This is a genomic window from Acidiferrobacterales bacterium, assembly GCA_028820695.1.
Lineage (GTDB): Bacteria > Pseudomonadota > Gammaproteobacteria > Arenicellales > JAJDZL01 > JAJDZL01.
Genome location: JAPPIB010000050.1, coordinates 74,065 through 89,861 on the forward strand (window position 1 = coordinate 74,065; position 15,797 = coordinate 89,861).

Annotated in this window: 15 protein-coding genes; 11 read left to right on the forward strand and 4 right to left on the reverse strand. The window is 53.6% G+C overall.

Annotated elements, in window-relative coordinates; genetic code table 11:
- Window positions 1–20: 20 nt before the first annotated feature.
- From OXI60_08590 to OXI60_08600, 3 genes are read left to right on the forward strand one after another with little or no spacing between them, the layout of a single operon-like run.
- The gene (locus tag OXI60_08590) at window positions 21–1,559 is read left to right on the forward strand and encodes an ABC transporter ATP-binding protein (protein ID MDE0309869.1); all 1,539 of its coding nucleotides are present in this window, start codon (window positions 21–23) and stop codon (window positions 1,557–1,559) included.
- Window positions 1,549–2,637 carry an ABC transporter permease gene (locus OXI60_08595; protein MDE0309870.1) on the forward strand — a complete coding sequence of 363 codons (1,089 nt, stop codon included), beginning with the start codon at window positions 1,549–1,551 and terminating at the stop codon, window positions 2,635–2,637. Before OXI60_08590 ends, OXI60_08595 begins: the two co-directional genes overlap by 11 nt.
- On the forward strand, window positions 2,637–3,566 hold the full coding sequence (locus OXI60_08600) for an ABC transporter permease (GenBank protein MDE0309871.1): 930 nt from the start codon (window positions 2,637–2,639) through the stop codon (window positions 3,564–3,566). Before OXI60_08595 ends, OXI60_08600 begins: the two co-directional genes overlap by 1 nt.
- Before the next feature lie 59 nt (window positions 3,567–3,625).
- Here the strand turns inward: OXI60_08600 and mgtE are convergent, their stop codons facing one another.
- The 4 genes from mgtE to OXI60_08620 all read right to left on the reverse strand — a co-directional run bounded on the left by mgtE (window position 3,626) and on the right by OXI60_08620 (window position 8,035).
- Complete coding sequence (mgtE, locus tag OXI60_08605; GenBank protein ID MDE0309872.1) at window positions 3,626–4,945, reverse strand: magnesium transporter; 1,320 nt, start codon at window positions 4,943–4,945, stop codon at window positions 3,626–3,628.
- 17 nt (window positions 4,946–4,962) lie between these two features.
- On the reverse strand, window positions 4,963–5,799 hold the full coding sequence (locus OXI60_08610) for a hypothetical protein (protein MDE0309873.1): 837 nt from the start codon (window positions 5,797–5,799) through the stop codon (window positions 4,963–4,965).
- Entirely contained in the window at window positions 5,792–6,628 is an 837-nt protein-coding gene (locus OXI60_08615) for a mechanosensitive ion channel (protein ID MDE0309874.1), read from the reverse strand. The genes OXI60_08610 and OXI60_08615 overlap by 8 nt, the downstream gene beginning before the upstream one ends.
- 780 nt (window positions 6,629–7,408) lie before the next feature.
- A complete protein-coding gene (locus OXI60_08620; GenBank protein ID MDE0309875.1) occupies window positions 7,409–8,035 on the reverse strand; it encodes a GNAT family N-acetyltransferase in 627 nt (208 codons plus the stop codon).
- A 122-nt stretch (window positions 8,036–8,157) separates the two neighbouring features.
- Between OXI60_08620 and OXI60_08625 the strand changes: the two genes are divergently transcribed.
- From OXI60_08625 to OXI60_08660, 8 genes are all read left to right on the forward strand, one after another.
- Window positions 8,158–8,613 carry a carbon monoxide dehydrogenase subunit G gene (locus OXI60_08625; GenBank protein ID MDE0309876.1) on the forward strand — a complete coding sequence of 152 codons (456 nt, stop codon included), beginning with the start codon at window positions 8,158–8,160 and terminating at the stop codon, window positions 8,611–8,613.
- 207 nt (window positions 8,614–8,820) lie between these two features.
- Complete coding sequence (locus OXI60_08630) at window positions 8,821–9,297, forward strand: (2Fe-2S)-binding protein (GenBank protein MDE0309877.1); 477 nt, start codon at window positions 8,821–8,823, stop codon at window positions 9,295–9,297.
- On the forward strand, window positions 9,297–11,651 hold the full coding sequence (locus OXI60_08635; protein MDE0309878.1) for a xanthine dehydrogenase family protein molybdopterin-binding subunit: 2,355 nt from the start codon (window positions 9,297–9,299) through the stop codon (window positions 11,649–11,651). The genes OXI60_08630 and OXI60_08635 overlap by 1 nt, the downstream gene beginning before the upstream one ends.
- 22 nt (window positions 11,652–11,673) lie before the next feature.
- A complete protein-coding gene (locus tag OXI60_08640; GenBank protein MDE0309879.1) occupies window positions 11,674–12,471 on the forward strand; it encodes a xanthine dehydrogenase family protein subunit M in 798 nt (265 codons plus the stop codon).
- Window positions 12,472–12,559: 88 nt separating this feature from the next.
- A complete protein-coding gene (locus OXI60_08645) occupies window positions 12,560–13,465 on the forward strand; it encodes a MoxR family ATPase (protein MDE0309880.1) in 906 nt (301 codons plus the stop codon).
- A 9-nt stretch (window positions 13,466–13,474) separates the two neighbouring features.
- Window positions 13,475–14,755: a VWA domain-containing protein gene (locus OXI60_08650; GenBank protein MDE0309881.1), complete on the forward strand. Its 1,281-nt coding sequence runs from the start codon at window positions 13,475–13,477 to the stop codon at window positions 14,753–14,755.
- A complete protein-coding gene (locus tag OXI60_08655) occupies window positions 14,756–15,091 on the forward strand; it encodes a hypothetical protein (GenBank protein MDE0309882.1) in 336 nt (111 codons plus the stop codon). It begins immediately after the preceding gene.
- Window positions 15,092–15,104: 13 nt separating this feature from the next.
- A complete protein-coding gene (locus tag OXI60_08660) occupies window positions 15,105–15,794 on the forward strand; it encodes an XdhC family protein (GenBank protein MDE0309883.1) in 690 nt (229 codons plus the stop codon).
- The last annotated feature ends 3 nt before the right edge of the window (window positions 15,795–15,797 follow it).

A 15,797-nucleotide genomic window follows, 5' to 3' on the forward strand; every position in this document is an offset into this window, starting at 1 on the left:
TTCCGAACAAGTCCGTAATCATGTCCACAGACACTCCGCTCTTAGCATTGAAAGGCATAACCAAGGCCTTTCCCGGCGTGGTTGCGAACGATTCGGTCGACTTTGAGATTGCCGAGGGTGAAATCCACGCACTGCTCGGCGAGAACGGGGCGGGCAAGAGCACCCTGGTCAAGATCATTTACGGGTACTACTCCGCAGATGCCGGTACGATGAACTGGCAGGGTGAGCCGGTGAAGGTTTCCAGTCCTGCGCATGCGCGTCAGATGGGGATCGGCATGGTATTTCAGCATTTTTCGCTGTTTGAGGCAATGTCAGTCCGCGAGAATATCGAACTGGCGGTTTCATCGGGAAAGAAAGGGTTGGAGCTTGCGGATGAGATTCGCACTGTTTCAGATACGTACGGACTGGGATTGGACCCGGAACGCGATGTGTTTTCGTTATCGGTCGGGGAACGTCAGCGCGTTGAGATTGTGCGCTGTCTGCTGCAGTCGCCAAAACTTCTTATCATGGATGAGCCGACATCAGTTCTGACTCCGCAGGAATCCGACAAGCTGTTTGCGGTCTTGAGAAAGTTGGCCGATCAGGGCTGCGCGGTCCTCTATATCAGCCATAAGCTGGAGGAGATCCGCGTCTTGTGTCACCACGCAACCATACTTCGTCATGGCAAGGTGGTGACAGAGTGCGATCCGACCAAGGTCGATACCCAGCAACTTGCCGAGATGATGATCGGTAAGTCACTGAAAGCCCCGACCTCGCAGCCGAAGGAGCCCGGTAAAGTGGTGTTTTCAGTTCGAAACCTTTCCCGTACGGCAGAGAGTGAACGCAATATTTCGCTGAAAGACATTGATTTCGAAGTCCGTGCCGGTGAAATTTTCGGCATCGCGGGTGTGGCTGGCAACGGACAGACAGAACTCATGGGTATGTTGTCCGGTGAAGTATTGGCGGATCTGGACTCGTCAGTGTGCATCAACAGCGTAGACTGTGGACGATACGGTGTCCGGGCCAGACGGGAACTGGGAATGGCGAGCGTTCCGGAGGAACGGCTGGGGCACGGTGTTGTCGGCAACATGTCGCTGACTGAGAACGTCTTTCTCAGCGGACACAAGAAATACGATCTCAGCAAGAATCTGTTGATGCATTTCTCTAATGCGCGTCGCTTTTCACAGAAAATATGTGATGATTTTGATGTCAGACATGCGGGCATTCATGTCGATGCGAGCAGCCTGTCTGGCGGCAATCTGCAAAAGTTTCTCATGGGCCGGGAAATTCTCCAGCATCCGGCTGTCATGATCGCATCGCAACCCACCTGGGGCATTGATGCAGGATCACAGGCGGCCATACACCAATCCCTTATCGATCTGGCGCAAGACGGAGCTGCGGTTGTTGTGATCTCGCAGGATCTCGATGAGCTGATGGGCCTGTGTGATCGGATATCGGTCATGTTTGCAGGCCAGCTGTCCGAATCTCACCCGGTTGCCGGCCTGACTGCACAGAAAATCGGATTGCTCATGGGCGGGGCTCAGGTCGAAGCTGACCAGGATGCGGCAAATGCCCATTAGACTGGTTGCCAGACAAACCCATTCCCGGTTGATGACATGGCTGACGCCGATCATGGCACTGGCCTTGAGTCTGATTGCCGGCAGCGTCATCTTTTCGCTGCTCGGTTACCCGCCACTGACCAGCCTCTACACTTTCTTTCTGGCGCCAATCAGTGATCTGTACGGAGTCAGCGAACTGATGATCAAGGCGGCCCCGCTGGCAATGATCGCAGTCGGGCTGGCCATGGGGTTCAGGGCCAATGTCTGGAATATCGGCGCAGAGGGGCAGCTTACCATCGGCGCGGTTGTTGGAAGTGTGTTGCCGATCTACTTTCCTGAGTCAGACAATGCACTGATTTTGCCGGCGATGCTGGTGCTTGGTATTCTGGGCGGTATGGCCTGGGCGTCCATACCGGCTTTTCTGAAGACACGGATGAACACCAATGAGATTCTCACCAGTTTGCTGTTGGTTTACGTCGCTGTGTTGGTCTTGAGCACTTTGGTACACGGTCCGTGGCGCGACCCTGGGGGGTACAATTTTCCGGAGTCGGTAGTCTTCCAGGACGCGGCTTCGATCCCCGGAATACTCAGTGGGACACGACTGCATGGCGGTGCAATCATCGCACTGTTGGCGGTTTTGACGGTGTGGGTGCTGTTTTCACGAACAGTCGCTGGATTCCAGGTGAGGGTTGCGGGTCTGGCACCCAATGCTGCACGCTATACCGGGATTCATTACAACCGTATCGTCTGGTATGTCCTGCTCGGTGCCGGAGGTCTGGCGGGTCTCGCCGGAATCATTGAGGTTGCCGGACCGATCGGTCAGCTGCAGCCGATCATTTCTCCGGGTTATGGTTTTTCCGCCATTATCGTCGCCTTTCTGGGTCGACTGCATCCAGTCGGGATAATTTTCGCAAGTCTGGTACTGGCACTGTCGTACCTGGGTGGGGAATTTGTTCAGATCAAGATGGGACTGCCACTTGGAATCGCCGGCGTGTTCCAGGGAATGCTGCTTTTCTTTCTGCTGGCGAGTGATGTTCTCATCAATTACCGGGTCGAATGGCGAAAGTCACGCACAGGCAGTCTGGTGGGGTCTGACTGATGGAAGCGATTGTAACTGTCGAGCTGATCATGCTGACTGTCGTCAGTGCCGCGACCCCGCTGTTGCTGGCGGCAACCGGGGAACTTGTGGCTGAAAAGTCCGGTGTGCTCAATCTCGGTGTCGAGGGCATGATGCTGATCGGTGCGGTCTGTGCCTTTGTTGTCGCACTGACATCCGGCAGTTGGTTGCTCGGAATTGTCGCTGGCGCGGTTGCGGGTGTTCTGATGTCAATGCTGTTCGGATTGCTGACCCTGGTGTTCCTTGCCAATCAGGTCGCTTCGGGCCTGGCCCTTACACTGTTCGGTATCGGCTTGAGTTCACTGATTGGAATTCCGTTTATCGGTCTGCCGATTGAGAAGCTGCCGACGCTCAGTGTTCCGGTCCTGAGTAATATTCCTCTTGTTGGACCGTTGCTGTTTTCGCAGGACATACTGATTTATCTCTCGGTGATCATGGCATTCGCTGTCCATTGGTTCCTGAATCATACCAAACCGGGGCTGGTGCTTCGCGCAGTGGGCGAATCTCACGACGCGGCGCACTCAATCGGTTATGCGGTTGTCAAGATACGCTTTCTTGCGGTCATGTTTGGCGGTGCGATGGCGGGGCTTGGCGGTGCCTTTCTGTCCTTGTCATACACCCCGATGTGGGTTGAGCATATGACAGCCGGGCGGGGCTGGATTGCGCTGGCTTTAGTCGTGTTCGCAACCTGGAAACCGGGCCGTGTGATCATCGGTGCCTATATTTTCGGATCGGTCACCATTTTGCAACTGCACCTGCAGGGTATCGGTGTCCAGATTCCCGCCCAGATACTGTCCATGCTGCCGTATCTGGTGACTATATTGGTGCTTGTGATCATTTCCCGGCAATCAACCCGGGTCAAGCTGAACGCACCGGCCTGTATCGGACAGATATTTCATCCCAATGCCTGAACCCGCTGACAAACGGGGGGAGTCTGAACGGCGGACTGCCGGGACCGGTATGGACGGAGTCAGACGAGCATTCCCATCAGCAGCGTCGCAATCCCTAGAAATGAGAAAAATCCGGCAATATCGGTAACAGTCGTCAAAACGATTGAAGATGCCACCGCCGGATCCTGTCCCAATCGCATCAGTCCCATAGGAATCAGGGCGCCAGCAAGCCCTGCCAGTATCATGCTGATGATCATCGACGATACGATCACCAGTACCAGTCCGAATGTCCCACTCCAGACATAGACACCGATTCCGCAGACGATCGCAATGGAAATTCCATTCCAGAGTCCAACGTTACCTTCCTTGATGGCCAGCTTAAGCCAGTCTCCGAGATTGACTTCGCGCAACGATAGACTGCGCATGGTGACCGCCAATGCCTGCGCACCTGCATTTCCAGACTGTCCGGCGACCACCGGCAGCAGGACCGCCAACGCAGTGATTTTGGCGATTGTCCCTTCGAACAGGCCAACCACCGCAGCAGCCAGGAATGCTGTCAGCAGATTGACCTGAAGCCAGGGCATTCGCTTTCGAACTGCGAATCCGATGCTCGAATTGGCTGTTTCATCCTTGCTTGCACCGACCATGGTCTGTATGTCAAGTGTCGCGCTTTCCTTCAGTGTATCCATCAGTGTGGAATATCGGATGACTCCTAGAATATGCCCGTTGCCATCGATCACGGTGAGTTCTTCCAGTCGGAACTCCTCCATCTTTTCGATAATCTCCTGCCGGGAATCCATTGGCTTGACAACGGCTTCAATGCCTTTGGAAATACTGTCCAGCGTAGCCGCCGAATCGGCCAGCGCGAAATCCTTGATGTCTACAAGCGACTTGAGAATACGTTGCTCGTCGACAATGCGAAGTTCGTAAACTGCGGTGTTCAGGCCAGCATTGCGGATGATCTGCTTCGCCTCTGAAACCGTGGTGTTGCCGGGAAATGTCAGCACCCGTGTATCCATGAGCCCGCCGGCACTGTCGTGCGGATAGTCGATCAGTTCGCTGATTTGGTTTGCAGTTGCTTCATCGACGCTGGAAAGAACAGACTCTTTCGTGCGCGGGTCAGCCAGCGCGAGAATGGATGCTGCCCGTCCCGGGTCAATTCCGCGAAGTACTTCGCTGGCGTTCTCAACCGGCAGGTGATTGATGATTTGTGCACCGTATTGCGGATTGAGCAATTCCCAGACCGTTGATGCAGTGGTAATCGGGACTCGTCGCAAGACATCTGTTGCTGCCTTGACGGTGAGAGTTTCCAGTCTGTAGGCTGCACTGCTTGGTGCTTCCTCGAAAAACTTCGCTGTCAGACTGTCCAGTGCTGTTTCTACATTTTGATTGGCGTTCATTTCGGTTTGCCCTTCTATCAGGTTGAATCCTTGATTTGATTGTTGCCGGCCAAAGTCATGGAAACAAGATTGGCCATTCCGACATAGCAGGACTCGGTGAATCCAAGAAATTCGTTTTCACCGACATCTTTTGGTGTGGAGTCCTGCTGGGTGTTCAGTGCTGCGACCAGATCAACGAAACGGATCGCACCGATCAGTTTGCTTTGCCGATCGACAACTGGCAATACCTCAGTATCTGCCCATCGACCGTCGTTGATTGCCTGTTTCAATCTGGATGATGCGTATATCGCACCAACACCATCCTGGATCAGTGTCGTGATTGGACTGTTCCTGTCGGCACGCTGATACAGGTCTACAACTGAAACGAAACCCTTGATGGTGAGATCGCTGTTGACTGCAAAAGCAATAGCGTATTTCTGGCTCTGCGACTCGATCCGGCGGCAGGCATCTGCGGCGGTGATATTTGCCGGCAGTGGCTGGATGTCGGAATTCATCCAGGCACCTACGAGCAGTTGCGAGTAATTGATCGTCAGGGTGATGGGCACTGACTTGGATTTTGGCAGTTGGCGAATCAGTTCATTGCGTTGCTTGCTGCCAATGCATCTCAGTATTGCGGCCGCGTGATTGGGCGATAATCTGCCGAGATAGCCGATTGCTGTGGGAAGCGGTAAAGCCCGGATGCCAATGGATGCGTGATAGGGGAGCATCGCAGTCAGGGCGGTGAGCGCGGTGGCGTCCGGTAAGTCCTCGAGAAGACTGGCCATGACGTCAGAGGACATTTGTTCGATCGCTCGCGCCGCATCCTGGTTCTTCGTCTCGATGAAATACTGCACCAGTTGCATGTGTTCAGACATCGTCGTTCTCCTGCTTGATCAAGATGCTTGGCTGCTCTGACAGGATTCGGGCGGGAATTGTGACACGGCCGTGTTCACCGTCCAGTACGATGGAAACGGAATTGATTTCCAAGACTGTTCCTTCGTATTCGCCGACCCGGATCAATTCGCCGACCCGGTAGTCCGGATTCAGGTAGCGGATGCCGATCAGGTTGCTGACCAATGTTCTGGCACCGAGACTGAACGCGATGGACAGTCCCCCGAGCAGGGCACCGATCACGACCGACATCACAATGACGATTACGGTGATATCGATTCCGATCTGGTTGACACCGATCAGGACGAGCATGAGCAGAAAGAAAAACTGCGCCCCTCTGGCGACTACCGTACGTTGCGAGTCGCTTACGCCGACCTTCGTCGCGAGAACAGCCTGAAAGATCAGATTGCTGAAAATGACCCCGGCGCCGACGATCAGCACGCCGGACAGGATGTTGGGCAGATAGTCAACCAACCTGCTCAGCCAGCCGGCGAACATATTCATTCCGAGCAGGCTCGCGGCGGAGGTTATGAAAATCAGGAAAGTAAACCAGTAAAGGATGCTGCCGATGAAGTTTGCTGAAGATTCGCCTAGTTTCGAATCGGGGTCGATTCCGATAAATCTGATCTTTCCGGAAAACCGGTCAAGACCCTTGATGAGTCTGACAACCACTGTTCTCACCAATCGAGAGACCAGCCATCCAATAAAGAGCAGAATAAAGGCACCGATCAGATTGGGCAGGAAATCTATGAATCCCTCAAACCAGCCGGATACAACATTCAAAGGTGTTGTCCAGTCGTAAATTTTTTCCATAATCACTCCTCTACTTGGGCGAAGGTTGTGGTCCTGACTGTGAACCGAGACAACACGGATGATGCCAGTTCGACTGAATGGGCGATACATAATCAGGACCGCGAAACAAGCCTGCCCCGTCACTTTCTAAATTGATTGTATCAAAACATATAACTTGGAAATTCTGATCAGTCAGCGTAAGTGAATCCAGCCATAGTAATTTAGACTGCAGTGTCACTTCAAGGGTCAGACAGTTGCATTTACCGTGCACTCATCAGTTGTTCTGATTCTGATTTTGACAAAAAGTCCATGTACTTGATGCTCCGCTGGAACTTGGTACTAAACGGTCATGATTGGTGTCATTCACCCCGCACAATGAAAACAATTTTCAAGGCAAGTCAAGTGTAGAGAGAATCTCGCACCTTTTGAAACAATCCCCGCACCGAGGAGACCATAAATTCATTGAACTTGGGCCGGCTCAGGGTTCGTTCAAATTCATCGGTTGGCAGCAAGGATTCTTATTTGTGCACAAACCAAGTGTCAAATTTCTGACTTTACGTTGATCATCAGTTCGAAGTTCTCAGGATAGAATCAAGTTCTCCTCGCAGGCATCCCTGCTGTGATACTGACTTCGGTCGCACAATGCTGGTGCTTGAGGGTGTCGGATGGATTGTGTTGTGGAGGTACTCGGTCAGATTGTCTCATAGCCGAGGGATGGACTGCTGACAACATTTGAGTTTCGAAGGCCATCCAACAGACTTCCGACCGGACTTATCAGCAAAACAGCGTCTTCAAATCCGGTCAGTGAGTATTGAGGTCGATCCGCGGGTCATCGATTATCTGAGCTTCCTGGCGATAGACCGAAAAACCCGCCTTCTGGTAGGTCGCAAGAGCATGGGGTGAATCAAAGTTGCAGGTGTGTACCCACACCCGTTTAGGATTCTCAGACCATGCGGTCTTTACGCCCCAATGAAGAAAATATGTTCCGAGTCCCCGACCAGTGAATTCCGGAAGCAATCCAAAGTAAGCGATTTCAACTTCCCTATTCACCCTGAAGTCCAGCTCGCAATATCCGGCCGGTGTACCTTTCAGATAGAGCACATACAATCGGACCTTGGGGTGGTGGATGATTTTTTCCAGTTCCTCGTCGCTGAGCAGATTCCGCTCGTACCACAACCAATCCTTTCCCACCGCGTTATACAGATATCGATAAAAGCCTGTACCCGGATCGTAGGCACGTATGATGGACAGGTTCTCGGCGCGGGTTGATGTGCGGGGGTAGATCGGTGGTTTTCTCATCTCCAAATAGGTTATAACCATTCGGAGTTTTCCAGGTGCAAGGGTATCAGGCTCATCACTTTTCTTGATTTGCCTGTAGTCTCCGAACAGTGAGACTGAACTTTTCGGCGGGTCGGACTGCTTTGTCATGACATTGAAGATTCACCTTTCGCTATGGATTATTTTATATGTTCGAGTCCCCGCCGGTATGAGACTCATGACTTGACATCACCTGAACACACATGATCAGATGTGAGTTATTGGAATAGGATATGGAAATTTCAGGAAGTCGGGTATTGCCCGTTGAGCGTGCCAGGGTATGGCGATCGTTACATGACGCAGACCTGATCCGCGACTCACTATCCGGATGTGAGTCACTCCAATGGATCTCTGACGACGAGCTTGAGGGCGTGATCACGCTCAAGTTCAGTGCGATCAAGGCAAGGATGCAGATTCGGATGACAATTTCGGATGCGGTGGAGCAGGAGGGTTATCGGATTACAGGCTCAGCCAATGCCCGTGCTCTCGGATTCGCCAAAGCGGAAGCCACAATCAGACTCGAGGATGTTGCTGACGGATGCGAGCTCTTTTATGGCGCCCAGGTCAAGATCGGTGGAAAAATCGCTCAGATCGGCTCCCGCTTGATGACCGGCATGTCGACCAAGATCATCGATGAGTTTTTTGATGCTTTTGTCGCTGGAATGAGCGAGGACAGCACTCGACAATGAGGCACCAAACGAGTATATTGAATTTCACCGAAAGATTACCTGATTCGTGTGATTTGACCGGCTCGAAAATGGCCGCTGCGAATCAACGGACAAGTCGGGAAAGCGATTTTAGTTACAGGGAGCCGATCAGATAAGGACTGGACACAAAAAGAAGCGCAGACAGTCCGGTTTTCAGTACTCGGCACAACAAACCAGGGAGAGTATTTTATGAGTGTAACTGTATCAATGACTGTCAACGGTAACAGCGTGTCGGCTGAGGTCGATGCGCGGACATTGCTGGTTGACTTTCTTCGTGTTGATCAACGATTGACCGGCACGCATGTGGGTTGTGACACCAGTCAGTGCGGTGCGTGTGTTGTGCACGTCAACGGCAAGTCAGTGAAGAGCTGCACCATGCTGGCCGCACAGGCAGATGGCGCGCAGGTCACAACCATCGAAGGCTTGGCCATTGATGGAGAACTGCATCCGATGCAGGAGGCGTTTCGCCAACACCACGGTCTGCAGTGCGGTTTCTGCACTCCCGGCATGATCATGAGCGCACTGGATCTGGTGAGCGTCAACTCGGACCCTACCGAGCAGGAGGTTCGGGAGTGGCTGGAAGGTAACCTTTGCCGTTGCACAGGCTACCATAATATTGTCAAGTCCATTCAGGCCGGTGCTGAGGCCATGAGGGAGGTGCAGTGATGGGTGATACCGGAATCGGCGCATCTGTACGCCGTAAAGAAGACCTGCGTTTCGTACAGGGCGCAGGCAAATACACAGATGACATGAATCTGCCCGGCCAGGTCTATGCCTATATCTTGCGTTCCCCGCATGCCCATGCGGCGATTCAGTCCATCGACACCTCCGCTGCAAGAAAGGCCGAGGGCGTGGTTGCTGTTTTCACATCCGCAGACATGACTGAGGTCGGAGGCATTCCATGCGGCTGGCAGGTGCACAGCAAAGACGGCTCCGCGATGGCCGAACCCAAGCATCCGGTGCTTGCGGAAGACAAGGTTCGTCACGTGGGTGACCCGGTTGCCGTGGTGCTGGCGCAGTCCCGCACCCAGGCCAGGGATGCCGCTGAAAGCATCATTGTTGATTATGATGTGCTCAATGCAGTCGTAGACATGCAGGCTGCGGTGACAGACGGGTCAGCAAGTGTTCACGACGATGTCGGTACCAACGTCTGCTATGACTGGGGGTTGGGTGACAAGGATGCTGTCGACGAGGCGTTTTCCAACGCGCATCATGTGTCCAGACTGGATCTTGTCAACAATCGCCTGATTCCGAACGCGATCGAACCGAGGTGTGCGATTGGAGACTACGATCAGGCGACCGGTCAGTATACCCTGCACACCACGAGTCAGAACCCGCATGTGATCCGCCTGCTGATGGGTGCATTTGTACTGGGTCTGCCAGAGCACAAATTGCGGGTCCATGCGCCCGATGTCGGTGGCGGTTTCGGATCGAAGATTTTCCATTATGCGGAGGAAATCATCGTCACCTGGGCATCCGGTCAGATCAATCGGCCGGTCAAGTGGACAGCAGACCGCAGCGAGTCATTTCAATCCGATGCGCATGGACGGGATCATGTAACCTCAGTCGAACTGGCGTTGGACAGCGATGGAAAATTTCTTGCGCTGCGTGAGTCTACGCTTGCGAACATGGGAGCCTATCTTTCCACGTTTGCACCTTGCATACCAACGTATCTTCATGGTACGCTGCTGGCCGGTCAGTATTCGACTCCGGTCATCTATTGTGAGGTGAAAGCGGTCTTTACGAATACGGTACCAGTCGATGCCTATCGCGGCGCCGGACGTCCGGAAGCAACCTATCTTCTGGAGAGAATTGTTCAGGTTGCCGCCGATGACATGGGCATGGACCCGGCGGAAATCAGACGCCGCAACTTCATCCAGCCAGGTGATTTTCCGTATCAGACGCCGGTGGCGCTCATCTATGACACAGGCAACTATCAAGCCAGTCTTGATCAGGCGCTTCAAGCCGCCGACTATGCCGGATTCAGCAACCGAAAGGCGGCATCGAAACAATCCGGTAAATTGCGCGGTATTGGAATCGCGTCCTATATTGAAGCGTGTGGAATCGCACCGTCCAATGTTGTCGGCTCCCTGGGGGCCCGTGCAGGGCTCTATGAAGCTGCGACAGTTCGGGTCAATCCGACCGGTTCGGTCAGTGTGATGACCGGATCACACTCCCACGGGCAGGGGCACGAGACGACTTTTGCCCAGGTCGTATCCGAGAAACTGGGAATCGATTTCGACAGTATTGATATCGTCCACGGAGATACCGACAAGATTCCGTTCGGTATGGGAACCTACGGCTCCCGGTCGATCGCAGTCGGAGGCACCGCGATCGTGAACGCAATCGACAAGATCGTTGCGAAAGGCAAGAAGATTGCCGCACATCTGCTGGAGACTTCCGAGTCAGACATCGAGTTTGAGGACGGTCAGTTCATCGTGCCTGGAACCGACAAGTCCAAGGCATTCGGTGAAATTGCCTTGGCGGCCTATGTTCCCCATCAGTATCCACTCGAGGAACTCGAACCCGGATTGGAAGAGACTGCGTTCTACGACCCGAAGAATTTCACGTTTCCTGCAGGAACCTATGTCTGTGAGGTTGAAGTGGACCCGGAAACCGGAACGGTGGATATAGTGAGTTTTCATGCAACCGATGACTTCGGTGTGGTCATCAATCCGATGATTGTCGAGGGACAGGTACATGGCGGACTGGTACAGGGTATCGGTCAGGCACTGCTGGAAGGTTGCAGTTATGATGAATCCGGTCAGTTGCTGTCCGGTTCATACATGGACTACACCATGCCGCGTGCCGCGGATGTGCCATCTTTCACTGTGGACACGACAGTGACTGAGTGCTCACACAATCCATTGGGTGTGAAGGGTTGCGGTGAGGCTGGTGCGATCGGTTCACCACCGGCCGTCATCAATGCCATCCTGAACGCACTGTCGGAAGTCGGTGTGACCAATCTTGATATGCCTGCGACCCCACACAGGGTGTGGCAGGCGATTCGCGATGCGTAGGCATCCCAACTGAGGTTTGATTATGTATGCTTTTGATTACAAACGTCCGTCGAGTCTGGATGAAGCGGCGGAGCTGTTGAGAAATTCCGACGATGCACTCGTGCTCGCCGGTGGGCACACACTGCTGCCCACATTGAAACAGCGCCTGGCATCGCCCAGTGATCTCGTCGACCTGTCCGCAATTGACGAGCTCACGGGCATTTCGTCGTCAGATGGTACCGTGACGATCGGTGCGATGACGACCCATGCACAGGTCGCTGCCTCATCACAGGTGCGCGATGCAATACCGGCTCTGGCTGATCTTGCAGGAGGAATCGGTGACCCTCAGGTTCGAAACAAGGGAACCATGGGTGGATCCATCTCCAACAACGATCCAGCTGCTGACTATCCAGCCGCTTTGGTGGCGTTGAGGGCGACCATCAATACGACAAGTCGCTCCGTCTCAGCCGATGATTTCTTTACTGGAATGTTTGAGACTGTCCTGGATGATGGCGAGATCGTCACTTCGGTTTCGTTCCAGGTTCCGTCCAAGGCCGCCTACTGTAAGTTCCCAAACCCGGCATCGCGCTATGCGATCGTCGGCGTCTTTGTGGCACAGGGTTCGGATGGTGTCAGAGTTGCCGTTACCGGTGCCGGAGGATGTGTATTCAGGGTCAGCGAAATGGAAGCGGCACTGAATCAGGACTTCGCGGCCTCAAGCGTGGCGGACGTCCAGGTTTCGGACGACGGTCTGAACGAGGATATCCATGCCAGTGCGCAATATCGTGCCCATCTGATCACAGTGATGGCAAAACGTGCGGTGGACAAGGCGAACGGCTGATCTGAATCATTCGTTTTCGGGCACCTGACCAACCTTCGGTCAGGTGCCGAGTCGCATTGACAGCTGCGTCCTCCACATTCATTCCGCAATGAAGATTCCTGTTGACATCCCGTCCACCATGGAACTGCTATCGGCAGGCAACTATATCGCGGATCGGAGTCTCGCGACGTCTGTCTTTCTTGCCCTCAATCTGAGGCGACCACTTCTGCTTGAGGGCGAAGCGGGTGTCGGCAAGACTGAAGTCGCCAAGGTTATTGCGCAGGCAATGGATCGACCCTTCATCAGACTGCAGTGCTATGAGGGACTCGATGTATCTTCCACCGTGTACGAATGGGACTATTCCAGGCAGATGATCGAGATTCGTCTGGCGGAAGCACAGGGTGTGCACGATCGCGATGAAATTGCAAAGGATATATTCTCACAACGGTTTCTGATCGAGCGACCGCTCCTTCAGGCACTCAATAGTCGCAGTGGCGCGGCCCCGGTTTTGCTGATTGATGAGATCGACAGGGCCGACGAGCCATTCGAGGCTTATCTGCTCGAGTTGCTGTCAGAGTTTCAGGTAACCATACCGGAGATAGGAACTGTGAAAGCCGATGAGCCGCCAGTCGTGATCATTACGTCTAACCGAACCCGGGAGATTCATGATGCGCTCAAGCGGCGATGCTTTTTTCATTGGGTTGACTATCCTGATGCCGAGCGGGAACTTTTGATTCTTGCCGCCAAGGCACCGCAGGCAGGTTCGGAACTCGCCCGGCAGATCGTGGGGTTTGTACAAAAACTGCGTGACGAGGATTTGTATAAGGTGCCAGGCGTGGCGGAGACAATCGATTGGGCTCATGCCCTGGTTCAGATTGACGTGATCAGCTTGAAACCTGCAGTAGTCGACAACACGCTTGGTGTACTGTTGAAGTATCAGGAAGATGTTGAGCGGGTTCGCGGGCACCAGGCGATGCGCATACTGGAGACGGTTCATTCTGCAGCCGGTGCCTAGGGTGAAGCCATGAATGACATCGGAACAGATGTCGGCAACGGGCAATTTGTCGCGAATCTGGTACATTTCGGACGCATATTGCGATCATCCGGTTTGCCGGTCGGTACCGGCAGAATCCTGGATGCGGTTCAGGCGGTGCGACTGGTCGGCGTCGCGAATCGGGAAGACTTCTACTGGGCACTGCATGCAGTCTTGGTGAATCACCCGCGTCAGCGACACATCTTTGATCAGGCGTTCCATATTTTTTGGAAGAACCCGCGGATATTCGAGCGATCCATCTCAGCTCTTCTCCCCGAAGTGCGGACTGCGCAAAGTGACAAGTCGTCCCGGGAACTTGCACGCAGACTCACGGAAAGTCTCTATCCCGGCACGGTTTCTGAGGACATGGTGCCGGAAAGTGAGGAACAAATCGAACTTCGCGCATCACTGACATTCTCTGATCGAGAACGATTGCAGACTACCGATTTCGATTCGATGTCGGGCAGTGAGATGGAGGAGGCAAAAAAAGCAATCGCAACCATGCGATCTGCATTTGACCGGATACCCACCAGACGCTACCAGGTTGATTCGTCCGGCAACAGGCTCGATATGCGAAGAACCCTCAAGAGCAGTATGCGAGGCGGCGCGGATACGATCACATTGATCAGGAGCAAACGAAAGAGCAGACAGGTCCCGGTCGTTCTGTTATGTGACATTTCGGGTTCAATGAGTGAATATTCGAGAATGATGCTGCACTTTGGACACGTACTGACTTTGAGTCGAAAGGAAGTCGCCTGTTTTGTCTTTGGAACGAATCTGACCAACATCACACGTCAGTTGCGCACTCGAGACGTTGACTGTGCGATGGACGAGATCGCAGATTCGGTCGCAGACTGGTACGGTGGTACGAAAATTGGCGAATGTCTCAAGGATTTCAACTTCAACTGGGCTCGCCGGCTACCTCTTCACTCGGCTGTCGTCCTGCTCGTAACCGACGGTTTGGATCGTTCGGAGAGTGGTGATCTGGAATCACAGATCGGCCTGCTCCAACGTTCTTGCCGAAAGTTGATCTGGCTGAACCCTCTGCTGAGGTACGATGAGTTTCAGCCGAAAGTCAGTGGAATCCGAAAGATGTTGCCGCATGTCGACGCGTTCTTGCCCGTACACAACCTTGTCAGTCTCAGCGACCTGACTCACGTCTTGGGATCCGGATCCCGCACGGCCGCCAACCGGCTGAATCAAAACCGGTCATATTGGCGTCGACGATTGTCGGAGCAGGAGTCGCTGCAACCCGCACAGGCAGTTTTATAGATGAGTGACAATCCGAACATGACCAATGAACTTTCCATTGCCGCACAGTGGCTGAATGACAGGTATCGCGTTGCGATCGCCACTGTCATCTCAACGTGGGGATCATCGCCGCGCCCGGTCGGCAGCCAGCTTGTTGTCAACAATCTGCGACAATTCGAGGGGTCTGTATCGGGCGGATGCGTCGAGACAGCGGTGATTGAAGAAGCAATTGACGTGATGGATTCCGGCGTACCCCGGATCTTGGAATATGGTGTCAGCAATGATCAGGCATGGGAGGTGGGGCTCGCCTGCGGCGGTCAGATACAGGTGTATGTTGAACCACTCACGGTGGATTGAACAAGCTGTTGGCATGAAAACGACGATTCTCCACGAGGTGATCAATGCCGGTTCCGACAGACAGGCGGTTGCATTGGTGACCAACCTTGAGGACAACACCCAGGCCCTTTTCTTCCGCCACACACTGACCGGTACGACATCGCTGGAGCTGGCAATAAGTGATGCTTTCAGGCGCGATCAAAGTCGTGTTGTGGAAGTCGACGGCGACCGACAATTCATTCAGGTTTACAATTCTCCATTGAGATTGTTGATTGTCGGTGCGGTTCACATCGCCAAGCCATTGGTCGATATGGGTCAGTCCTGCGGTTACGATGTCACATTGATCGACCCTCGCCGCGCATTTGCCTCGGAAACGCGATTTCCCGGTGTGAATCTGAGTCATGAATGGCCGGATCAGGCGATGAGGAATCTTGGACTGGACTCGCGGACCGCAGTGGTTACCCTGACACACGATCCAAAACTTGACGAACCGGCATTGATTGAGGCTCTTGAGTCAGAGGTTTTTTACGTTGGCGCGCTCGGTAGCAGAAAAACCCATGCCGAACGATGTGACCGACTGACGCAGTCGGGAATCACTTCCAGTCAGATCGATCGGATACACGCACCCGTAGGTCTGGATATTGCCGCCCAGTCACCGGCAGAAATTGCGGTCTCGATTATTGCTGAAATCACACACAAGTTGCGAAAGGCACAGTCACAATGATAT

Bases quoted from the DNA above. Each gene is read 5' to 3' on its own strand.
- OXI60_08615 (MDE0309874.1), bottom strand. From the start codon at position 6,628: ATGGAAAAAATTTACGACTGGACAACACCTTTGAATGTTGTATCCGGC.
- OXI60_08635 (MDE0309878.1), top strand. From the start codon at position 9,297: ATGGGTGATACCGGAATCGGCGCATCTGTACGCCGTAAAGAAGACCTG.
- OXI60_08660 (MDE0309883.1), top strand. From the start codon at position 15,105: ATGAAAACGACGATTCTCCACGAGGTGATCAATGCCGGTTCCGACAGA.
- OXI60_08650 (MDE0309881.1), top strand. From the start codon at position 13,475: ATGAATGACATCGGAACAGATGTCGGCAACGGGCAATTTGTCGCGAAT.
- OXI60_08645 (MDE0309880.1), top strand. From the start codon at position 12,560: ATGAAGATTCCTGTTGACATCCCGTCCACCATGGAACTGCTATCGGCA.
- OXI60_08625 (MDE0309876.1), top strand. From the start codon at position 8,158: ATGGAAATTTCAGGAAGTCGGGTATTGCCCGTTGAGCGTGCCAGGGTA.
- mgtE (MDE0309872.1), bottom strand. From the start codon at position 4,945: ATGAACGCCAATCAAAATGTAGAAACAGCACTGGACAGTCTGACAGCG.
- OXI60_08620 (MDE0309875.1), bottom strand. From the start codon at position 8,035: ATGACAAAGCAGTCCGACCCGCCGAAAAGTTCAGTCTCACTGTTCGGA.
- OXI60_08640 (MDE0309879.1), top strand. From the start codon at position 11,674: ATGTATGCTTTTGATTACAAACGTCCGTCGAGTCTGGATGAAGCGGCG.
- OXI60_08630 (MDE0309877.1), top strand. From the start codon at position 8,821: ATGAGTGTAACTGTATCAATGACTGTCAACGGTAACAGCGTGTCGGCT.
- OXI60_08595 (MDE0309870.1), top strand. From the start codon at position 1,549: ATGCCCATTAGACTGGTTGCCAGACAAACCCATTCCCGGTTGATGACA.
- OXI60_08600 (MDE0309871.1), top strand. From the start codon at position 2,637: ATGGAAGCGATTGTAACTGTCGAGCTGATCATGCTGACTGTCGTCAGT.
- OXI60_08655 (MDE0309882.1), top strand. From the start codon at position 14,756: ATGAGTGACAATCCGAACATGACCAATGAACTTTCCATTGCCGCACAG.
- OXI60_08590 (MDE0309869.1), top strand. From the start codon at position 21: ATGTCCACAGACACTCCGCTCTTAGCATTGAAAGGCATAACCAAGGCC.
- OXI60_08610 (MDE0309873.1), bottom strand. From the start codon at position 5,799: ATGTCTGAACACATGCAACTGGTGCAGTATTTCATCGAGACGAAGAAC.